The sequence below is a fragment of the Streptococcus vicugnae genome, assembly GCF_016461705.1.
GTDB lineage: Bacteria > Bacillota > Bacilli > Lactobacillales > Streptococcaceae > Streptococcus > Streptococcus vicugnae.
This window is the reverse complement of the sequence record NZ_JAEMHW010000002.1, coordinates 600,421-622,287: the sequence shown is the minus strand read 5'-3', so window position 1 is coordinate 622,287 and position 21,867 is coordinate 600,421. Positions and strand designations below refer to the sequence as shown.

The window sequence follows — 21,867 nt, the reverse complement described above, 5'->3', positions numbered from 1 at the left end:
GCTAAATTTATTATTCTGCTGAGACAGTTTCTTCTTTTTCAACTTTTTTAGCTGATTTAATGACAATTTTACCGTTACTTGTCATCACTGCCTTCAAATCTTTTTCAGTTGGGTGTTCAAGGTAGAAGTCGGTAATAGCATCTTCGATATAATCTTGGATAGTACGACGTAATGGACGAGCTCCCATCTTAGGATCGTAACCAAGGTCGACAAGTTTTTCTTTAACTTTATTAGTTACTTCAAGATGAATATCGTTAGTTGCTAAACGGTTATTGACATCGTCAAGCATAAGGTTAACGATATGAAGGAGGTTATCTTTGCTTAATGCCTTAAATTCAATAATACCATCAAAACGGTTCATGAATTCAGGACTGAAGAAGTCACCAAGTTGTCCAAGAACAGAATTAGTACGTCCTTCGCGTGCAGCACCGAAACCAACTGAAGCTTCTGTTTTACCAGTACCAGCATTAGATGTCATGATGATAATAGTATCTTTAAAGCTTACGGTACGTCCTTGACCGTCAGTCAAGCGACCATCATCAAGAACTTGCAAGAACATGTGCATAACGTCAGGATGTGCTTTTTCAACTTCGTCAAGAAGAATGAGTGAGTATGGATTACGACGAACTTTTTCAGTCAACTGACCAGCTTCTTCGTAACCAACATATCCTGGAGGGGCACCAACAAGTTTAGCGACAGCGTGTTTTTCCATGTATTCAGACATGTCAAAGCGAATCATGCTATCTGCTGAACCAAAAAGTTCAATAGCTAGCTGTTTAGACAATTCTGTTTTACCAACACCAGTTGGTCCGACAAAGAGGAATGAACCAATTGGTCGATTTGGTGTACCAAGACCAACACGGTTACGACGGATAGCTTTAGCAATCTTATCGACAGCTTCATCTTGACCAATAACGTGTTCTTTCAAGTCATCAGCAAGGTGAATTAATTGTGATTGTTCTTTTTCTTTCAAATCACCAACAGGAATATTTGTTTTTTCTTCAACGATAGCTTCAATGGTTTTTTCAGTAATTACTGGAATGTCATCTTCGTTGATGGTTTGTTTTTGCATTTCCTTGTATTTAGCAATTTGATCTCGGAAATAAGCTGCGCGTTCATAATCTTCTTCACGAGTAGCTTGAGTTTTTAGGTTTTCGGCTTGAACCAAACGTTTGTCAATTTCTTTTGGATCAACAAAGTTCAATGTTAAGTTCATTTTAGAACCTGCTTCATCTAGCAAGTCAATGGCTTTATCTGGAAGGAAGCGGTCTTGGATGTAGCGATTTGACAGATTAGCTGCAGCTTCGATAGCATCGTCGCTGTATTTGACATGATGGTAATCTTCATATTTCTTTTGGATACCGCGAAGAATAGTGATTGTTTCTTCAACGCTTGGTTCGTCAACTTTAACGGGTTGCATACGGCGTTCAAGTGCAGCATCTTTTTCGATGATACGGTATTCGTTAAGAGTAGTAGCACCGACTAATTGAAGTTCTCCACGAGCAAGAGCTGGTTTCAAAATGTTACCGGCATCCATGTTGCCATCTCCGGCGTTACCAGCACCAACGATTTCATGGATTTCATCGATGAAGAGGATAACATCTTTACGTTCACGGATTTCTTCCATGAGTTTTTGCATACGTTCTTCGAATTGTCCTCGAATACCAGTACCTTGAACAAGACTGATAACATCGAGACGGATAACTTGTTTATTTTGAAGTTTTTGTGGAACATTTCCGTCAACGATTTTTTGGGCCAAACCTTCAACAACGGCAGTTTTACCGACACCAGGTTCACCAATAAGGACAGGATTGTTCTTTGTACGGCGGTTAAGAATTTCGATAACACGTACAATCTCAGAGTCGCGTCCGATGACAGGGTCAATATCACCACGACGGGCAATATCAGTGACGTTGATTCCGAATTCTTCTAGTAAACCTTTAGGTTCTTGTTGTTGAGCTGGACCATTAGGACGGAAATTATTGTTTCCATTTCCTCCTCGTCCATTATTTCCATTGCCTCCACCAGCTTGTGTTGGAGGAGTATTTTGAAATCCTTGACTACCAAATGCTGGGAAGCCACTGAGATTGTTAAAGAAATCATCAAAAGGATTCGTTGATTGGTTGGTTTGGTTAGAAGAAGATTGAGGATTACCTCCTAATCCTCCTAAGATTGCATTATTTGGGTCAGTTTTCATGATTTGATAGCAGTTTTGGCACAAATCAATTTGTCTTTGCTGCCCATTGACATTTGTATACAGGTGAATGGTAGATTCATTTAAATGACAATTTTGACAGAGCATATAAAATACCCTCCTTTCGTAATGTCTGACTAAAAGACTAAAGGTCAAAGATAGTCAGATTTCATACTTCCATTATAGCACTAGCTATTAGGAAATCAAGTAAAAAGCATTAAAAAATTAGCACTCTTATAAAAAGAGTGCTAATTTTTTTTCAGGGTCAATTTGACTAGCAGCCATAGACCCCATAATAGCTCCAAAGATAAAACCAGAAAAAATGAAGATACTTAAGAAGAGAGGATTGAACAAGATTTCAAAAGGATTTTCACCTTCTTGCCATTTGCTAAACATGTTAAAAACAAGCATAAAAATGGCAAAAATAACTCCACTAAGCCAGCCTTTTTTCTTAGCTTTTTGACGCTCTTTCTCAAGCTTATCTCTAGGGACTTCAAGAGGTCCCTGTAAGTCTCTATTGGTCAGCATTGTCATGATAAGAATTGGCGTGACAAAGATAATGATAAAGGCATTGCAGTAGAGGTAAATCAGAAGAGGTACGGTTCCTTTATCGCTGAATAAGATTGCTAAGAACGTTGCCAAAAATTCAAAGAGAAGTAAAGAAATAAATAATTTATTTCCAATTCGGTTAATCTCTTATTCACGGTATTCGTCCAATTCTTCGTTTCAATTATAAATGACACAATAAGAAATAAAATTTATTTTTATTCAAAATAGGCTTGACAAAGTGTATAATTATGCTAAAATTAAGTATATTATTCAAGGAGAAAAGGATGGATTAGCGTATGGTTTTTAATAATTCGTTTTTGAAAGAGATTGATTTTACTAAGGATGAGCTTGTTAATCTAATTGATTTAGGATTGAAATTTAAAGATTTAAAAAAGAAAAAAATAACTCATAAATATTTAGAAGGTCTCAATATCGCACTTATTTTTGAAAAGACAAGTACAAGAACACGCTCTGCTTTTACAGTTGCTGGACAAGATTTGGGAATGAATGTAACCTATCTTGGTAGCAGCGAAATTCAACTTGGTAAAAAAGAATCAGTCATTGATACAGCAAAAGTTCTAGGTTCAATGTTTGATGGTATTGAATATCGTGGTTTTAAACAAGAAGATGTGGAAGCTTTGGCAGAATTCTCTGGTGTGCCTGTGTGGAACGGATTGACTGATACTTGGCATCCAACTCAGATGATTGCTGATTTTATGACTTTGAAAGAAATTTTTGGAAAACTTGAAGGGCTTACCATTGCATATGTGGGTGATGGACGTAATAACATGGCAAACTCTTTGCTAGTAACTTCAGCTATTCTTGGCGTTAATGTTAAAATCATCGCTCCAAGTAGTTTGCAACCTGAAAAAGAAATCATCGAAATTGCTGAACAACACAATAATGGAGCTGAGTTGACCATTACGGATGACCTTGATGCTGTTAAAGGTGTTGATATGCTGTATACAGATGTTTGGGTGTCAATGGGTGAAAAAGTTGATTTTAAAGAACGTATTGATCTTTTGTTACCTTATCAAATTAATGCTGATTTAGTTGAAAAGACAGGAAATCCAGATGTTATTGTCATGCATTGCTTACCAGCTTTCCATGATTTGAATACTGAAATTGGTCAAGAAATCTATGAAAAATATGGTTTAGCTGAACTTGAAATTACTGATGAAGTCTTCCAAAAATACAGCACAGTTATCTTCCAAGAAGCAGAAAACCGTATGCATTCTATCAAGGCTATCATGTATAATTCTCTTAATGAAATTTAAAGGCGTTCTTTTTTGACGAGAAATTGTTATAAATGTGAGAAAATGCACTCCATTGTTGTTTGTTTAGTAGAAATTATGTTAAAATAGTAAAGACAATAAACGAAGAGGAGAATAGTCATGGAATCACATTTGGTGAGAATTATCAACCGTCTTGAATTAATGACGACTGATGGTAGCAATCTTAAACGTAATTTTGAACGTGATGGTGTCGTTGTGGCAGAAGTGTCTTTCAGCAATGACCCTGAAAATGGTCCAGTTTTCACTTTGCGTGATGTTGAAGCACGTGAGTCTTACTCATTTGACAGCATTGATTTGATCGCAATGGAAATTTACGACCTTCTTTACTAAGATAAAGAAAAATTCAGACACAGTATTTGAAGTGTGGTTTCTGTGCTTTCTTATATTGCTATTTTGAATTGATAAGAGTCTAGGTATTCCTAGGCTTTTTATTTTTATTTGCTTTTAAGCGAAGTATCATAGATGTTGTTGTATCAATCTTTTACGCTAGTTTACAGCTTCTTGAATGGTTGGTATTTTTATTCAACATATGTTATAATTAATTGATTATTGCTTATAGGAGACACAAATGGATTTTTCATTTTTACCAAAGTATTGGGCTTATTTTAACTATGGTGTCCTTGTAACCATTATGATTTCAGCATGTGTTGTCTTTTTTGGGACAATCATTGGTATCTTGGTTGCTTTAGTTAAACGTACAAATATTAAAATTTTAAATTGGATTGCAAGTTTTTATGTTTGGGTCTTTCGTGGGACTCCGATGGTTGTTCAAATCATGATTGCCTTTGCTTGGATGCATTTTAGTAATGCACCAATTGTTGGTTTTGGTGTTTTGGATCTTGACTTCTCACGTTTACTTCCAGGTATCATTATTATTTCACTAAACAGTGGTGCATATATTTCTGAAATTGTTCGTGCGGGTATCGAAGCTGTGCCAAAAGGTCAACTTGAAGCAGCTTATTCACTAGGAATTCGTCCTGTAAATGCTATGCGTTACGTTATCTTGCCACAAGCACTTAAAAATATCTTACCTGCCCTTGGTAACGAGTTTATCACGATTATTAAAGATAGTTCACTTCTTCAAACAATCGGTGTTATGGAATTGTGGAATGGTGCACAATCAGTCGTAACAGCTACTTATCTACCAATCACGCCATTGTTGTTTGCTGCTTTCTATTACCTCATGGTAACCACTGTAATGTCATTTTTAGTAAAACGACTTGAAAAACGTATGGGAAATGGAGGTAACAACTAATGTCAGAAACACTTATTTCAATTAAGGGACTTCATAAGTATTTCGGTAAAAATGAAGTATTAAAAGGAATTGATCTTGATATTAAAGCTGGTGAAGTTGTTGTTATCATCGGACCTTCTGGATCAGGAAAATCAACTTTCCTTCGTACAATGAATTTGCTTGAAACACCTACGAAAGGTGTGATTACCTTTGAAGGTGTTGATATTACAGATAAGAAGAACGACATTTTCAAAATGCGTGAAAAAATGGGAATGGTTTTCCAACAATTTAATCTTTTCCCAAATATGACAGTTCTTGAAAATATTACTTTGTCACCAATTAAGACAAAAGGTATAGCTAAGGCAGAAGCAGAAGCAAAAGCCTATGATTTGCTAGATAAAGTTGGGCTTCGCGACAAAGCAAATGCTTATCCAGCTAGTTTGTCAGGTGGTCAACAACAACGTATTGCGATTGCGCGTGGACTTGCTATGGATCCAGATGTCTTGCTCTTTGACGAACCTACATCAGCGCTTGACCCAGAAATGGTTGGTGAAGTGCTTGGTGTTATGCAAGATTTGGCGAAATCTGGGATGACAATGGCGATTGTTACCCATGAAATGGGATTTGCACGTGAAGTAGCTGACCGTGTTATCTTCATGGACGGAGGTGTCATTGTTGAACAAGGGACGCCAGAAGAAGTTTTTGAACAAACCAAAGAAGCTCGTACAAAAGATTTCTTGAGTAAAGTTTTATAGTAAAAAATACCTCAGTTGAGTCTAAAAACTCAGCTGAGGTTTTTTGATTATAAAGAATATAAAATTAACCCCTCTTAAAAATGATAGAAAAATAAAAGTTTTATGGCTATTTTTATACATTAAGCACACTTAATTTTTATGCTTTAGTTATTTTTAAGAGTTAGAAAGTTGTTGAAAAGGTTGTGAAAACAGCTATATTATAACGATTATAAATAATAACTATATTTATTTAGAATGATTCTAATTAGTGTATAAATAAAGAAAAATTTAATTTTTATGGTTCTTTTCTTTCATCTTTATGATATAATGATTCGGACGGAAGATTAAATATTTTATCAAAAAAAATTGGGGAGGTCAAGAAATTTGATTTTGCAGAATGCGAAAGTTGGTATTCCTTACACTATTGTCAGTATTAATTTACCTGATGAGAGTGTTAGACACTTGTCAGATTTGGGGCTAAAGGTTGGTGCCTCACTTAAAGTGATTTCTAAAACGCCAACTAGTGCGATTGTTATGCTTAAATCAAGCCGTTTGGCTTTTGATCAATCGATTTTAAGTCAAATTGATGTCACAGAAGAAGAAGGTGCTCTTTTATCACTTCCTCTTTCAGAACTAAAAGTTGGTGAGTATGCTTACGTTGACGGTATTTATGCAATGAATGAAGTTAAACGTCGCCTTATGGATATGGGCTTGACACGTCACACAAAAGTTTACTTGCGTAAAGTTGCTCCTTTAGGAGACCCAATTGAAATTAGTTTACGCGGTTACGAATTGACACTTCGTAAGTCTGAAGCGCAAATGATTAGTGTCGTTAAAGTAGATAGCGAGGAGGAAAAATGACAGAGATAGCCTTAATCGGTAATCCGAATAGTGGTAAAACAAGTCTATTTAACTTATTGACAGGAACAAGTCAACGTGTTGGTAACTGGCCTGGTGTTACGGTTGAGCGTAAAAGCGGAACAGTCAAAAAACACGCTGATTGGAAAGTCCAAGATTTACCAGGGATTTATTCAATGTCACCTTACACGCCTGAAGAAAAAGTTGCGCGTGATTATTTATTGAGTAATGATGCTGACAGCATTCTTAACGTTGTTGATGCGACAAACTTGGAACGTAATCTTTACTTGACTACTCAATTGATTGAAACAGGAATTCCTGTAACTGTTGCTCTTAATATGAGTGATACTTTGAAAGCTCAAGGAAAAACAATTAACATTGATAAACTTTCTTATCAATTGGGTGTGCCAGTTATTTCAACAAGTGCGATTAAAAATACTGGTGTTGATAAAGCTATCAAAAAAGCAGCTAATACGACAAAAGCTAGTACTGATCTTATTCAGTTCCCAACTTACAGCAATCAGTTTGAAGCTGCTATCAAACAAATTATTGATATTCTGGGAGATGTTGTTCCAGAACGTTCAGCACGTTTTTATGCCATTAAATTATTTGAACGTGACACTTTGGTACAAGAAGAAATTACTTTGTCTGATTTCCAAAAAGGTGAAATTAACCAAGTGATTAAGATTACAGAAGAAATCTTTACAGAGGATTCTGAATCTATCGTTATCAATGAACGTTACGCATTTATTGAAAGAGTTGCTAAAATGGCTCAAAACCAAGATAGCAATTTCAAAATGACAGTTTCTGATAAAATTGACCGAATTGTAACAAATCGTATCTTGGCCTTACCAATTTTTGCTGTTGTAATGTTCTTGGTTTACTACCTATCAATTCAAACTGTTGGTACAATGGGAACTGACTGGGTTAACGACGTTCTCTTTGGAGAGTTAGTTCCTGGGTGGGTTCAATCTGGTCTTGATGCTCTTCATGTTTCAGGATGGCTTGAATCACTTATCATCGATGGTATTGTAGCTGGTGTCGGAACAGTTCTTGGTTTTTTGCCTCAAATCTTTGTTCTCTTTATCTGTCTAGGTATTTTGGAAGATATTGGATACATGAGTCGTATTGCATTTGTTATGGACCGTGTCTTCAGACGTTTTGGTTTGTCAGGTAAATCATTTATTCCAATGTTGATTGCAACAGGTTGTGGTGTACCAGCTGTTATGGCAAGTCGTACCATTGAAAATGAACGTGACCGCCGCATCACTATCATGACAGCAACATTCATGCCATGTTCTGCTAAATTAGCGATTATCGCTTTGATTGCAGGTGCTTTCTTCCCTGATAATCCAATCGTTGCACCATCTACTTACTTTATTGGTGTTATTACAATTATCCTTTCAGGGATTGCGCTTAAGAAAACGAAATTACTTGGTAGTTATGTGAGTCCATTTATCATGGAATTACCAGCTTATCACATGCCAAAAATGATGAGTGTTCTTCGTTATGCTTTTGGAAAAGCTCTCAGCTTTGTTAAACGCGCAGGTACAGTTATCTTTAGTTTGACAGTTATTATTTGGTTCATGTCTACATATAATTTCACTTTCCAAGCGGTTGATACTGATCATTCTATCTTGGCTTCACTTGGTAAATTGATTTCTTGGCTCTTTGAACCACTTGGATTTGGTAACTGGAAGGCTACAGTTGCTGCAGCAACAGGTCTTGCTGCTAAAGAAGCTGTTGTCGGTACTTTTGGTATTTTGTATAATGATAGTACAACTCATGGTTTGTACCATGCTTTGCAATTGGATTATACATCACTTGCAGCCTTCTCATTCTTGATTTTCAACCTCCTTTGCGCACCATGTTTTGCTGCAATGGGAGCAATCAAACGTGAAATGGGTGATACTAAGTGGACACTTGGAGCTATTGGTTTCCAAACAGGTCTTGCTTATGTTGTTAGTTTGATTATCTATCAATTTGGTCTTGTTCTTTTCTATGGAAAAGGTGTGAACTTCTGGACAATTGTTGCTTTGGCATTGTTCATTGCGATTATTTACTTTATCGTTAGAAAACCAGCACAAGAAAAAGAAGAAGTGATTACATTAGATAATCTAGAAAAAGTTGGAGAATAATTTTTATGGCGACTATTATTATTGCATTGCTAATTGCATTTGCTGTCTTTATGGGCTTACGTAGTTTCATCAAGGGTAAAGGCTCTTGTGGTGATTGCAATTGTTCTTGTCCTGTAAAAGATAGCCAACATAAAAGTGTGAAAATGAAATAACAGAAGAATACTTGCTCGGCTGAGCAGGTATTTCTTTTTATTGTATTTTTTATAGAATATTCTGATAATTCATTAAAAAATATTTTATTATGAAGTCGCTTTCTGGTATAATAAAAGAAATATATCTTCAGGAGAATTTCATGGCAACACTTATAGATGGAAAAGCTTTAGCTGCTAAAATGCAAAATGAACTAGTTGAGAAGGTTGAAAAATTAAAAGCTGAAGCTGGTATTGTGCCTGGTTTGGTGGTTATTTTGGTTGGTGATGATCCGGCTAGCCAAGTTTATGTACGAAATAAGGAGCGTTCGGCAAAGAAAGCTGGATTTTTGAGCGAAACAGTTCGTTTGTCTGAATCAACAAGTGAAGAAGAATTGATTCAAGTTATTGAGCAATATAATAACGATGATCGTTTCCACGGTATTTTGGTGCAATTGCCGCTTCCTGCTCATATCAACGATAAACGTGTGATTCTGGCAATTGATCCTAAAAAAGATGTGGATGGTTTCCATCCAATCAATACTGGTCATCTTTGGAATGGTCGACCTGTGATGGTGCCATGTACACCAGCTGGTATTATGGAGTTGTTGCGCGCTTATGAAGTCGATTTAGAAGGTAAAACTGCAGTTATCATCGGACGCTCAAATATCGTTGGAAAACCAATGGCTCAGTTGTTGCTTGATAAAAATGCAACAGTAACCTTAGCACACTCACGAACACGTGATTTAGCGCGTGTAACCAAACAAGCAGATGTTTTGATTGTGGCTATTGGGCAAGGACATTTTGTGACTAAGGAATTTGTCAAAGAAGGTGCTGTGGTTATCGATGTCGGCATGAACCGTGATGAAAATGGCAAGTTAATTGGTGACGTTAAATTCGATGAAGTAGAACCTGTAGCTAGTCTCATCACTCCAGTCCCTGGAGGTGTTGGACCGATGACAATTACGATGCTTATGGAGCAAACCTATCAATCAGCTCTTAGAAGTGTGAAAGCATGATTATTGATGAACAGTTAGCGCGTCAAGTTGTTACCAAACGTCAGGCTAATTCTCATAAGGGAACGTATGGACGTGTACTTTTGATTGGTGGATTTTACCCTTATGGCGGTGCTATTATTATGTCAGCTTTGGCCTGTGTCAAGAGCGGAGCTGGTCTTGTTACAGTAGCTACAGAGCGTGACAATATTACAGCTTTGCACGCTCATCTTCCAGAAACTATGGCTTTTGATTGTGAAGATAAAGAGCTTTTTGAGGAAAATTTGATAAAAGCAGATGTGGTTTTGGTTGGTCCTGGTTTAAGCGAAAATAGCAAAGCTAGCAGAGTGTTTAAGCAAGTACTTGAGAAGGTGTCAGAGCATCAGAGTCTGATTATTGACGGTTCTGCTTTAAATTTGCTTGCTAAAACTATGCCACTTTCTTTTAACACAGACCATTTAGTTTTAACACCACATCAGAAAGAATGGGAAAGATTATCAGGGTTAGCTATTTCAGAACAAACAGTGGACAATACTCGCAAAGCTCTTGAAAACTTTCCAAAGGAAACAATCCTGGTTGCAAAAAGTCATCGCACGCAAATTTTTCAAGACCAACTGCTTGCTGAGTTTACAGTAGGAGGCCCATATCAAGCAACTGGTGGTATGGGAGATACACTTTGTGGTATGATTGCTGGTTTTGTAGCACAATTTAGAAAAAACTATTTTGATAGTGTAGCAGTTGCGACTTATTTGCATTCTTATATTGCTGATCAGCTTAGTAAAGAAGCTTATGTTGTTTTGCCGACTACCATCAGTGCAGCTCTACCAAAAGTCATGAAACAATTATCAGAATAACTCGTAAAACGCATCGTTGAAAGACAGTGCGTTTTTTGTATGTGAAAGTCTAAAAAATAAAATATTTCAAAAATATTACAAATATTACAGTTTTGCGTTGACTTATGTAAAAAACTACTCTATAATATGAGCAGAATTGGCCGATTCTAGGATGATAATAGTTACGAAATGATTGATAAAACGCTAAAAACTGGTGGTTTTCAAAAGTGAATCAAAAGTTTCTTTTAGAAATATTGATGTAATTTATTTGTAACAATTATCGGTTATAAGCAAGTTTTTGGGAAATGTTTTTAAATCAAAGGGGAAAGATATTATGAAAAAAGGTTTATTTAATCAAACGAAGCAACGTTTTTCAATTCGTAAATACAGTGTCGGTGTGGCATCTGTTTTGATTGCCAGTGTTTTGTTTATGGGAGGACAAGGCGTAGCTGCTGATGATTCTGTACAAGCGGACGCTATTTCACAGGTACAAGTGGCAAATTCAGATAATGCATCCGATGAACATCAAGTTGTGACAAGTGATAGCCAAGAAGAAAAAATAGGAGAAGATACTTCAAAGCTAAGTCAGGAAAATGATACTAAAGAGAGCAGTTTAGGTGATACTCAAAATCAAGTAGCAGCTAATGATGAACAAGTGACTGATCAGAAAGCTTCCGAAGAAAAACAAAATGAGGAAAGCGCTGCTACAAATGAGGCTACTCCAGAGTCAACAGAACCGACGGAAACTGTTACGATTGATGCGACTGCTTTAGCAAAAGAAACTCAGGAAAATCAAAAATCATTTGTTAAAGAATCAAAAGTAACAGTTAAAACTCAAAAGAATTTACCAAGTCAAGGTTACTATACTTATACGCAAAAGACAGAGGTTAAAAACGAAGCCAAAGCTTCTGCGCCAGTTGCTTTTTATGCTAATGCTGGTGATCGTGTCTTTTATGACCAAGTTTTAACACAAGATGGTTATCAATGGATTTCTTACAATTCTTATTCAGGTCAACGTCGTTATGCGGCTATTGCTAAATTAACGCCTGAAGTTGTTCAAAAATTATCTGGTTCAATTAATTTTCAAAATGTGACAAGCCAAGGATTTGAAGTCCTTGTGACAAATGTTTCTGATTCTAAAGGCATTGCAGCAGTCAAAGTACCAATCTGGACTGTCAAAAATGATCAAGATGATATCATCTGGTATGATGGCATCAAACAAAACGACGATACTTATAAAGTCAATGTGAAATTGTCAGATCACAATTATGAACGCGGAGATTACAACATTCATCTCTATTATGTAGAATCAGATGGTCATTTACAAGCAGTTTTGGGAACAAAAACGACTGTTCCTGAAGGAACTTTATCAGGTGATTTACAAATTGTGAATCAATCTGCTGCAGGATTTGATGTTTTGGTAACTAATGTGTCAAATCCAGGTCAGCTGAAAGCTGTTAAAGTACCTGTTTGGTCAACGCAAGGTGGTCAAGATGATATTATTTGGTATACAGCAGCAAAACAAGCTGATGGTAGTTATAAAACAAGGGTTAATGTCAGCGACCATAAAAATAATTATGGTGAATATAATATTCACCTCTACTATGAACAGGCTGATGGTTCTTTAAAAGGTGTAGGAGGCACAAAGGCAACTCTTCAAACACCTCAAACGCCAGCTATGCCACAAAGTGGTACTTATGTCTTAACTAGTTCAAAAGAAGTTAAGAGTCAACCGCGTGTGTCAGCACCGACTGAATTTAAATTGGATGCTGGTTATCAAGTTCATTATGATAAGACTCTATACGCTGATGGTCATCAATGGATTTCCTATGTTAGTTATAGTGGCGCAAGACGTTATGTTTTAATTGATTAAAAGGAGAGGTTACTTCCACCAAAATGTAAAATGTGGTGGAGTAAATGTTAGGGAAAAGGGAAAATGCGAAAGAAGTTGTCAAAAAGAGTTTTGGTTTTACTTTTGACTCTTGCTAATTTAGTGGTTGCTTATGGTCTTTGTCGACAACTGTTAGTGACTCATCAATCAGCTGAGGTGAGAATTGATGAGAGTACTTTGGGGAAAGCTATTAAGAAACCTAAGGTTGATAAGGTTTATCCAGATTTGTCAAAATACGACCAGTTGAGTATTTTGGTCTCTATATCACAACAAAAAATGATTGTTTATTCTGGTAATAAAGTCATTTTTAAAACTAAGGTATCTACAGGTGCTAAAGAGACGCCAACACCAACTGGAAAATTTGCTATCGAAGCTGAACGTGAGGAATTTACTTATGATGACAGCTTAAATCGTGGACGATGTTACTGGGTATCGTTTAAGGATCATGGAGCTTTTCAGTTTCAAAGTTTTCCGACAGATTGGAAAGGCAAGGTTTTGAAAGGAGAAACTAAAAAAATTGGAACAGCATGTACAGATGGCAATGTGAGGTTGTCCAAAGAAGATGCCAAATGGCTTTTTGAGAAGATGCCCGAAGGTACCATTGTTAGTATCCACTAATCAAAATGAAAAAATGTCTATTAGACATAACTCGCTTTCTAATTTTCAGGCTCGTGAAAAAACTGTCCACTGGACATGACTCGCTTTCTAATTTTCAAGCTCATGAAAAAACTGTCCACTGGACAGTTTTTTTTTAAGATATTTGATATAATAATAGTGATATGCAAAAATTGTATAAAGCTAGAAAAAATAAGGAAAGGAGCCTGTTATGTCAGATTATTTAAGTGTTTCGATTTTGACAAAATACCTTAAATTGAAGTTTGATCGTGATCCTTATTTGGAACGCGTTTATTTGACAGGTCAGGTTTCCAATTTCCGACGTCGTCCGACACACCAATATTTTTCATTGAAAGATGAAAATGCGGTTATTCAGGCGACTATGTGGGCAGGGACTTTTAAAAAACTTGGTTTTGAGCTTGAAGAAGGTATGAAAATCAATGTTGTGGGACGTGTCCAACTTTATGAACCAAGTGGATCATATTCTATTATTATTGAAAAAGCAGAGCCAGATGGTATTGGTGCTTTAGCGATTCAATTTGAACAATTAAAGAAAAAATTGGCAGAGGCTGGTTATTTTGATGATCGTCATAAACACCCCTTACCTCAATTTGTTAAAAAAATCGGCGTGGTAACTAGTCCTAGTGGAGCTGTTATTCGAGATATTATTACGACAGTGTCTCGTCGTTTTCCAGGAGTCGAAATTCTTCTTTTTCCAACGAAAGTTCAGGGGGAAGGAGCTAGTCAGGAAGTTGCTGCTAATATTGCAAAGGCAAATGACCGTGATGACTTGGACCTTTTGATTATTGGTCGTGGTGGTGGTTCTATCGAAGACTTATGGGCTTTTAACGAAGAAATTGTTGTACAAGCGATTTTTGAATCTCGCTTGCCAGTTATTTCTAGTGTTGGTCATGAGACGGATACGACTTTGGCAGATTACGTGGCTGACCGTAGGGCAGCAACACCAACAGCAGCAGCTGAGCTTGCTACTCCGGTGACTAAAGCTGATATTATTTCGTGGATTACTGAACGCGATAATCGTATGTATCAAGCTAGTCTTCGTCGCATCAAACAAAATCAAGAACGACTTGATAAATTAGCTAATTCGGTCATTTTTAGACAACCTGAACGTTTGTATGATGGTTATGTTCAAAAGTTAGATCGTTTGACCATGTCTTTGACAAATACCATGCAAAATCAATTTAATCAAGCTAAACAGCGTCAAGAGTTGTTGCATCAGCGTTTGATTGCTATGGATTTTGACAGTCAGATTAAACATTATCAGGATAAATTGCAGAGCTTAAAACGTCTCTTGTTATCAAATATGACTAGCCAATATGATAGCAAATTAGCTCGGTTTGAAAAGGCTCAGGATGCTCTGTTATCTTTGGATACTAGCCGAATTATCGCTAGAGGTTATGCTATGGTGCAAAAAGATGGAAAAGTGATTTCAAGCGTAAGGGACGTTAAGCAAGGCGACCAATTAAGCGTTCAATTAAAAGACGGTCAACTTGAAGTGGAGGTAAAAGATGCCAAGTAAAAAAACATTTGAAGAAAATTTACAAGATTTAGAAGCGATTGTGACAAAACTTGAAAATGGTGACGTTGCTTTGGAAGATGCTATTGCTGAATTCCAAAAAGGAATGCTTCTCTCAAAAGAATTGCAAAAAACACTAGATTCAGCTGAAAAAACACTTGTTAAAGTGATGCAAGCTGATGGGACAGAAACAGAAATGGATGTCTAATGGATAAAATAAGTAAAATTAGTCAAGCCATTCACCGTTATTATGAACAAAAAGAGCTGGTTTCGCCAGATTTGATTGAGTCAATTTTATACTCTGTTGATGCTGGTGGAAAACGTATCCGTCCATTGATTTTTCTAGAATTACTAGAAGGATTTGGGTTGTCGTTGACAGATGCTCATTATGATGTGGCTGCTGCCCTTGAAATGATTCACACAGGTAGTTTGATTCATGATGACTTACCAGCTATGGATGATGATGATTATCGTCGTGGACGTTTAACAAATCACAAAAAATTTGATGAAGCGACAGCGATTTTAGCAGGAGATAGTCTCTTTTTAGACCCATTTGATTTGGTGGCAAATGCTGCGCTACCAGCTGATGTCAAAGTTCGATTGATTGCAGAATTGTCGCATGCTTCAGGTACTTATGGCATGGTTGGTGGTCAAATGCTTGATATGAAAGGTGAAGAGCGTAAGCTTAGCCTTTCAGAATTACAATTGATTCATGCTAATAAAACAGGAAAATTGTTGACTTTCCCTGTTGTGGCAGCAGGAATTGTTGCTGGTGTTGCAGATGAAGAACTTGCTAATTTGCGTAAAGCTGGTAGCTTGATTGGTCTTGCTTTCCAGGTTCGTGATGATATCTTAGATGTGACAGCAAGTTTTGAAGAAATTGGAAAAACACCGAAAAAAGATTTACTAGCTGACAAAGCGACTTACCCAAGTTTGCTTGGTTTGGAAAAATCTTATGATATTTTGGATCAATCCCTTAATCAAGCGCTAGTGATTTTCAAAAACCTCTCAAAAACTCATGGATTGCATGCAGAAAAAATCACAGAAATGATAGAAAGGTTACGACTAAATGCCTAAGGAAAGAGTTGATGTACTAGCCTATAAACAAGGGCTTTTTGAGACACGTGAGCAGGCAAAACGTGGAGTAATGGCTGGTTTGGTTGTTAATGTTATTAACGGCGAACGTTATGATAAACCAGGTGAAAAAATTGATGATGCAACAGAATTGAAATTAAAAGGTGAAAAGCTTAAATACGTTAGCCGTGGTGGGTTAAAACTTGAAAAGGCTTTGCAAGTTTTTGGTATTTCTGTTGACGGCCAAACAACAATTGATATCGGAGCTTCAACAGGTGGTTTTACCGATGTGATGTTGCAAAATGGTGCGAAATTAGTTTATGCAGTTGATGTTGGTACCAACCAATTGGTATGGAAACTTCGTCAAGACGAACGCGTTCGTAGTATGGAACAATACAATTTCCGCTATGCAGAATTGGCTGATTTTACAGAAGGCCAACCAACTTTTGCTAGTATAGACGTTAGCTTTATTTCATTAAATTTGATTTTGCCAGCACTTCACAATATTTTGGCTGATAATGGTCAGGTCGTGGCGCTTATTAAACCACAATTTGAAGCTGGGCGTGATCAAATTGGTAAAAATGGTATTATTCGTGACAAAGCTGTTCACCAAAAAGTTTTGGAAACAGTGACAAGTTTTGCTGTCGATTACGGATTTACAGTTAAGGGACTTGATTTTTCACCTATCCAAGGTGGTCATGGAAATATTGAATTTTTGGCTCATCTAGAAAAATCAGCTGATGCTCAAAATTTGGTGGTAACTGTGATTCCAGAAATTGTAGAAAAAGCGCATAAGGAATTTAAAGATGAAAAAGAGTGAACGTTTAGAATTAATTAAAAAGATTGTTGCTGAAAATGCTGTTGAGACACAGCATGATTTGCTAGAATTACTTGAAGCTGAAGGATTAACTTTGACTCAAGCTACCATTTCACGTGATATGAATGAAATTGGTATCATCAAAGTCCCATCGGTTGATGGTCCTTATATTTATGGCCTCTCAAAAGATAAAACAAAAAAAGTTGGGCAAGTATCTGTCCCAATTAAAAGCACTGTTCTTGCCGTCTCAGAGGAAACAGTAGGTCTTGAAAATATGATTAACCTTGATGTTATTCCAGGAAATAGCCGCTTGATTAAACGTTTCTTGTTGGAAGATTTCAAGGACAGTCTTTTTAGTGTGATTGCTGATGATGATAGTTTGTTAGTAGTTACAAAAACAGCTGAGGGTGCTGCAGCCATTCGCCAAGAAGTTCGTAAATGGATGACAGACCACAAATAAGAAAGGTCGTTCTATGCTTTTAGAAATTTCCATTAAAAATTTTGCCATTATTGAGGAGATTTCCTTAACTTTTGAAAATGGCATGACAGTTTTGACAGGTGAAACTGGTGCAGGGAAGTCTATTATTATTGATGCCATGAACCTCATGCTTGGGGCACGTGCGAGTCTTGATGTCATTCGACACGGGGCTAATAAAGCTGAAATTGAAGGTCTTTTTTCGGTTGGTGAAAATCCTGCATTAACGCAAATTTTGGAAGAAAACGGCATTGAGGTGACAGAAGAACTTATTATTCGCCGTGAAATTTTGCAAAATGGTCGTTCAATTGGTCGCATTAATGGTCAGATGGTTAATTTGACAACTCTTCGAGCTGTTGGGCAATATTTGGTTGATATCCATGGCCAACATGACCAAGAGGAACTAATGAAGCCAAATATGCATATTCGCATGCTTGATGAGTTTGGAGACGGTCATTTTGCTACGGTTAAAAAGCAATATCAAGAACTTTTTGAAAGTTACCGTAGCTTACGTAAACGTGTTTTAACAAAACAAAAAAATGAACAAGAGCACAAAGCGCGTATTGAAATGCTGGAATTTCAAATTGCAGAGATTGAAGCAGCTGCCCTAAAATCAGGTGAAGACCAAGCTCTAAACCAAAAACGTGATAAGTTGTTAAATCACAAACATATCGCAGACACATTAACCAATGCTTATGTCATGCTTGATGATGAAGAGTTTTCAAGTTTGTCAAACATTCGTTCAGCTATGAACGACTTGATGACCTTGGAAGAATTCGATGCGGATTACAAAGATATGTCATCAAATGTTTCTGAAGCTTATTATATTTTAGAAGAAGTGACTAAGCACTTAGGTGATGTTATTGATGAGCTTGATTTTGATGCTGGTAGTTTGCAACAGATTGAAGCCCGCTTAGAAGTGATTTACAGCATTACTCGAAAATACGGTGGCAGTGTTGATGATGTTTTGGATTATTACGAGAATATCACTAAAGAGTACAATCTTTTAACTGGAAATGATGAGTCGTCTGATGATATGGAAAAAGAGCTCAAACGCCTGGAAAAAGAATTGATTGTTGCTGCTGAAAATCTCAGCCAAGAACGTCATGCACTTGCGAAGAATTTGGAAGCAGAAATTAAGCAGGAATTAGCTGATCTATACATGGAAAAAGCAGATTTTCAGGTTCAATTCACTAAAGGAAAATTCAACCGTGACGGTAATGAAGCTATTGAATTTTATATCTCTACCAATCCTGGTGAAGGTTTCAAACCTTTGGTAAAAGTAGCTTCTGGTGGTGAAATTTCTCGCTTGATGCTTGCGATTAAATCGGCCTTTTCACGTAAAGAAGATAAGACAAGTATTGTCTTTGACGAGGTTGATACAGGAGTATCAGGACGTGTAGCGCAAGCTATTGCTCAAAAAATCTATAAAATTGGTAGTCATGGCCAAGTTTTGGCAATCTCACATTTGCCACAAGTGATTGCTATTGCTGATTATCAATTCTTCATCGAAAAACGTAGCGATGAAAATACGACTGTTTCAACGGTTCGTCTATTGACCGAAGAAGAACGAGTGGAAGAAATCGCTAAAATGCTTGCCGGTAGTGATATTACCGAAATGGCTCGCGAACAAGCGCGTGAATTATTGAAGAAATAAAAAGAAGCCTAGGTGCTTCTTTTTTTGTCGATAAGATAGCCTTTTATAAAATGTCCCCTAACTGCTAAAAATTTGGTATAATGAATGTTAGGATAAATTTTGATATAAAGTTTTGAAAGTATGATAGGATAAAAAATGAGTAAAATTAAAATTGTTACAGATTCATCTTTAACGATTGAACCAGAATTAGTTGAAAAATATGACATTACAGTTGTGCCATTGTCAGTAATGATTGATGGTGTTGTTTATTCTGACAACGACATGAAAGAAGAAGGAAAATTCCTTAACATGATGCGCAATAGTAAGGAATTGCCTAAAACAAGCCAACCACCAGTTGGCGTCTTTGCAGAAGTTTATGAAAATCTGATGAAAAATGGTGCCGAACACATCGTTTCTATTCACATTACACATACTCTTTCAGGAACAGTTGAAGCAGCTCGTCAAGGGGCTAATCTAGCTGGGGCAGATGTCACTGTTATCGATTCAACATTTACTGACCAATGCCAAAAATTCCAAGTTGTTCAAGCTGCCAAATTAGCCCAAGAAGGTGCAAGCTTAGAAGAAGTTCTTGCAAAAGTTGAAGAAGTTCGTCAAAAATCAGAACTTTTTATTGGCGTGTCAACGCTTGAAAATTTGGTAAAAGGTGGACGTATTGGGCGTGTAACGGGTCTTCTTAGTTCACTCCTTAACATTCGAGTTGTTATGGAAATGGTTGATTGCGAATTAAACACAGTTATCAAAGGCCGTGGTGTTAAAACATTTAACAAATGGCTAGATAGCTTTATTGAGCATGCTTCTAACAAGAAAGTAGCTGAAATCGGTATTTCATACTGCGGAACAGCAGATATGGCTAATGGTTTCAAAGAAAAACTGCAAGTTTTGGGTGCACCAATTGCTGTTTTAGAAACTGGTTCAATCATTCAAACGCACACTGGAGAAGACGCTTTTGCGGTTATGGTACGCTATGAATAAAAAAAAGAATTTTTTAACTGGGTTTGCTTTCTTTTTGGCAAGCCTTCTTCTGTTTATTGTCATTTTTAATGTTTTAATTCCAAAGTCAGATTCGGAGTTGACGAAAAAAGATTTCTTGGCTCAAGAAGCCAAACAATTTCGTTATGTGGCTATTGGGGACTCTTTGACAGAAGGAGTCGGGGATACTACTAATCAAGGTGGATTTGTTCCAATTTTATCCCAAAGTTTAACAGATACTTATAACTATCAAGTTTCTTACGATAACTACGGGGTCTCAGGAAATACCAGCCAACAGATTTTGACACGAATGAAGGATAAGCAAGACATTCAAAAATCCCTAGAAAAAGCGGATATGATGACTTTGACTGTCGGTGGTAACGATGTTATGGCGGTGATTCGTAAGCATTTGACGAAACTATCAGTTTCTACTTTTAAGAAGCCTGCCAAATCTTATCAAGAGCGTTTGCGCCAAATTATCGAACTTGCTCGTACGGAAAATGAAGACTTGCCGATTTATATTTTGGGAATTTATAATCCCTTTTATTTGAATTTCCCTGAAATGACGGAAATGCAAGATATTATCAACGATTGGAATGATGCTACTGAAAGTGTGACGGAAGACTATGATAATGTTTACTTCGTTCCAATCAACGATCAGATTTACAAAGGAATTGATGGTCAAGAAGGAATTGTGTCGACATCTGGTGATCAAACAACGGTTATCAATGATGCTTTATTCAGTGGAGATCATTTCCACCCAAATAATATTGGCTATCAAATTATGTCAGATGTAACAATGGAGAAAATCAATGAAACTAAAAAAGAATGGAACAAAGACTAATTGGTGGAAGTGGGGCTTTCTTCTCATTTTAGCAGTTAATATTGCTTTTGTGGGAGTGATTGCTAGTCGCTTGATTCAAGTCAGAGAACCTGCGGCACAAAGTATTACGTCAAAGAAAGTAGAGAGTGTCAAAGTAGGGACGGTTTCAACAACTCGTGAACAGTTAAATGATACGGTGGCGGCTTATTTGAAAGATTATCAGACTAAAAATTCATCTTACAGTGTTTACGCAACTTCATCAGCCATTATGTTTGAGGGAACATATACTTTTTTGGGTTATGAAGTGCCACTTTATATTTATTTCCAACCAAGTCGCCTAGAATCAGGCGCAATTCAGTTAAAAATTACCTCATTTTCAGTTGGAACACTCACATTGCCAGAATCAGAAGTTTTGAAATACTTAAAATCAAGTGTTGACCTACCAAATTTTGTTGAAGTTTTACCGAAAGAATCTGTTATTAATATCAATATTCAGAACTTGAAAAACGATGCTGACATCTTTTTGAAAGCGACAACAATTGATTTAGTTGGGGATCAATTTAACTTCGATATTTACAAGAAAAACAGCTAATTAAATGTTTAATACTTGACCTTAAGCCTATTTTTGGGTATCATAGACTTTGTTAAAGTGTTAACGCTTAGAAATTAATTGGAGGATTTGTTAAATGGCTAACAAACAAGATTTAATCGCTAAAGTTGCAGAAGCAACTGAGCTTACTAAAAAAGATTCAGCAGCAGCTGTAGATGCAGTATTCTCAGCAATCGAAAGCTTCCTTTCTGAAGGCGAAAAAGTTCAATTAATCGGTTTTGGTAACTTTGAAGTTCGCGAACGCGCAGCTCGTAAAGGTCGTAACCCACAAACTGGTGAAGAAATTGAAATTGCAGCTTCAAAAGTACCTGCATTCAAAGCTGGTAAAGCACTTAAAGACGCTGTAAAATAATTAATATTTAAAAAGCCTATCATATCAAGCGTTGTAGCTTGTTCGATAGGCTTTTTTGAATGTTTTGGGGCATTTTTGGGGAAAAGAAA

At 36.7% G+C, this 21,867-nt stretch carries 23 protein-coding genes; 21 read left to right on the top strand and 2 right to left on the bottom strand.

Annotation, left to right across the window (positions count from 1 at the left end):
• Window positions 1-10: 10 nt before the first annotated feature.
• Together JG537_RS06585 and JG537_RS06580 are read right to left on the bottom strand one after the other, a co-directional pair.
• Window positions 11-2,302 carry an ATP-dependent Clp protease ATP-binding subunit gene (locus JG537_RS06585; RefSeq protein WP_199544429.1) on the bottom strand — a complete coding sequence of 764 codons (2,292 nt, stop codon included), beginning with the start codon at window positions 2,300-2,302 and terminating at the stop codon, window positions 11-13.
• 126 nt (window positions 2,303-2,428) lie between these two features.
• Window positions 2,429-2,836 carry a hypothetical protein gene (locus JG537_RS06580; RefSeq protein ID WP_246454335.1) on the bottom strand — a complete coding sequence of 136 codons (408 nt, stop codon included), beginning with the start codon at window positions 2,834-2,836 and terminating at the stop codon, window positions 2,429-2,431.
• 203 nt (window positions 2,837-3,039) lie between these two features.
• On the opposite strand from JG537_RS06580, the gene argF reads away from it, so the two are divergent.
• The 21 genes from argF (at window position 3,040) to JG537_RS06475 (ending at window position 21,778) form a co-directional block, all read left to right on the top strand.
• Window positions 3,040-4,020 carry an ornithine carbamoyltransferase gene (gene argF, locus JG537_RS06575; protein ID WP_199544427.1) on the top strand — a complete coding sequence of 327 codons (981 nt, stop codon included), beginning with the start codon at window positions 3,040-3,042 and terminating at the stop codon, window positions 4,018-4,020.
• Window positions 4,021-4,137: 117 nt separating this feature from the next.
• Window positions 4,138-4,368 (top strand): DUF1797 family protein, encoded by a 231-nt coding sequence (locus JG537_RS06570; RefSeq protein ID WP_004230761.1) that lies wholly within the window; start codon window positions 4,138-4,140, stop codon window positions 4,366-4,368.
• 238 nt (window positions 4,369-4,606) lie between these two features.
• Window positions 4,607-5,293 (top strand): amino acid ABC transporter permease, encoded by a 687-nt coding sequence (locus tag JG537_RS06565; RefSeq protein WP_132869999.1) that lies wholly within the window; start codon window positions 4,607-4,609, stop codon window positions 5,291-5,293.
• Complete coding sequence (locus tag JG537_RS06560) at window positions 5,293-6,027, top strand: amino acid ABC transporter ATP-binding protein (protein ID WP_132870000.1); 735 nt, start codon at window positions 5,293-5,295, stop codon at window positions 6,025-6,027. Before JG537_RS06565 ends, JG537_RS06560 begins: the two co-directional genes overlap by 1 nt.
• Before the next feature lie 363 nt (window positions 6,028-6,390).
• A complete protein-coding gene (locus tag JG537_RS06555; RefSeq protein ID WP_132869644.1) occupies window positions 6,391-6,867 on the top strand; it encodes a FeoA family protein in 477 nt (158 codons plus the stop codon).
• Window positions 6,864-9,002: a ferrous iron transport protein B gene (gene feoB / locus JG537_RS06550; RefSeq protein WP_132869643.1), complete on the top strand. Its 2,139-nt coding sequence runs from the start codon at window positions 6,864-6,866 to the stop codon at window positions 9,000-9,002. The genes JG537_RS06555 and feoB overlap by 4 nt, the downstream gene beginning before the upstream one ends.
• 5 nt (window positions 9,003-9,007) lie before the next feature.
• Window positions 9,008-9,154, top strand: a complete 147-nt coding sequence (locus JG537_RS06545) for a FeoB-associated Cys-rich membrane protein (protein WP_074563280.1) — start codon at window positions 9,008-9,010, stop codon at window positions 9,152-9,154.
• Between the two features lie 140 nt (window positions 9,155-9,294).
• On the top strand, window positions 9,295-10,149 hold the full coding sequence (locus JG537_RS06540; protein WP_074964852.1) for a bifunctional methylenetetrahydrofolate dehydrogenase/methenyltetrahydrofolate cyclohydrolase: 855 nt from the start codon (window positions 9,295-9,297) through the stop codon (window positions 10,147-10,149).
• Entirely contained in the window at window positions 10,146-10,979 is an 834-nt protein-coding gene (locus JG537_RS06535; protein WP_132869642.1) for an NAD(P)H-hydrate dehydratase, read from the top strand. The genes JG537_RS06540 and JG537_RS06535 overlap by 4 nt, the downstream gene beginning before the upstream one ends.
• A 313-nt stretch (window positions 10,980-11,292) precedes the next feature.
• Window positions 11,293-12,831 (top strand): GBS Bsp-like repeat-containing protein, encoded by a 1,539-nt coding sequence (locus JG537_RS06530; protein ID WP_199544425.1) that lies wholly within the window; start codon window positions 11,293-11,295, stop codon window positions 12,829-12,831.
• 63 nt (window positions 12,832-12,894) lie between these two features.
• Window positions 12,895-13,467 (top strand): L,D-transpeptidase, encoded by a 573-nt coding sequence (locus JG537_RS06525; RefSeq protein ID WP_132869134.1) that lies wholly within the window; start codon window positions 12,895-12,897, stop codon window positions 13,465-13,467.
• A 208-nt stretch (window positions 13,468-13,675) separates the two neighbouring features.
• Window positions 13,676-15,004 carry an exodeoxyribonuclease VII large subunit gene (gene xseA / locus JG537_RS06520; RefSeq protein ID WP_132869133.1) on the top strand — a complete coding sequence of 443 codons (1,329 nt, stop codon included), beginning with the start codon at window positions 13,676-13,678 and terminating at the stop codon, window positions 15,002-15,004.
• Complete coding sequence (locus JG537_RS06515; protein WP_132869132.1) at window positions 14,994-15,209, top strand: exodeoxyribonuclease VII small subunit; 216 nt, start codon at window positions 14,994-14,996, stop codon at window positions 15,207-15,209. The genes xseA and JG537_RS06515 overlap by 11 nt, the downstream gene beginning before the upstream one ends.
• On the top strand, window positions 15,209-16,078 hold the full coding sequence (locus JG537_RS06510; protein ID WP_132869131.1) for a polyprenyl synthetase family protein: 870 nt from the start codon (window positions 15,209-15,211) through the stop codon (window positions 16,076-16,078). Before JG537_RS06515 ends, JG537_RS06510 begins: the two co-directional genes overlap by 1 nt.
• The gene (locus tag JG537_RS06505) at window positions 16,071-16,895 is read left to right on the top strand and encodes a TlyA family RNA methyltransferase (protein WP_132869130.1); all 825 of its coding nucleotides are present in this window, start codon (window positions 16,071-16,073) and stop codon (window positions 16,893-16,895) included. The genes JG537_RS06510 and JG537_RS06505 overlap by 8 nt, the downstream gene beginning before the upstream one ends.
• Window positions 16,882-17,352, top strand: coding sequence for an arginine repressor (locus JG537_RS06500; protein ID WP_132869129.1), 471 nt, complete (start codon window positions 16,882-16,884; stop codon window positions 17,350-17,352). Before JG537_RS06505 ends, JG537_RS06500 begins: the two co-directional genes overlap by 14 nt.
• A 13-nt stretch (window positions 17,353-17,365) precedes the next feature.
• Entirely contained in the window at window positions 17,366-19,024 is a 1,659-nt protein-coding gene (recN, locus tag JG537_RS06495; RefSeq protein WP_132869128.1) for a DNA repair protein RecN, read from the top strand.
• Window positions 19,025-19,159: 135 nt separating this feature from the next.
• Entirely contained in the window at window positions 19,160-19,996 is an 837-nt protein-coding gene (locus JG537_RS06490) for a DegV family protein (RefSeq protein WP_132869127.1), read from the top strand.
• Entirely contained in the window at window positions 19,989-20,837 is an 849-nt protein-coding gene (locus JG537_RS06485; RefSeq protein ID WP_132869126.1) for an SGNH/GDSL hydrolase family protein, read from the top strand. The genes JG537_RS06490 and JG537_RS06485 overlap by 8 nt, the downstream gene beginning before the upstream one ends.
• The gene (locus JG537_RS06480; protein WP_132869125.1) at window positions 20,806-21,408 is read left to right on the top strand and encodes a YpmS family protein; all 603 of its coding nucleotides are present in this window, start codon (window positions 20,806-20,808) and stop codon (window positions 21,406-21,408) included. The genes JG537_RS06485 and JG537_RS06480 overlap by 32 nt, the downstream gene beginning before the upstream one ends.
• Window positions 21,409-21,502: 94 nt before the next feature.
• Window positions 21,503-21,778, top strand: coding sequence for an HU family DNA-binding protein (locus JG537_RS06475; RefSeq protein WP_009853724.1), 276 nt, complete (start codon window positions 21,503-21,505; stop codon window positions 21,776-21,778).
• The last annotated feature ends 89 nt before the right edge of the window (window positions 21,779-21,867 follow it).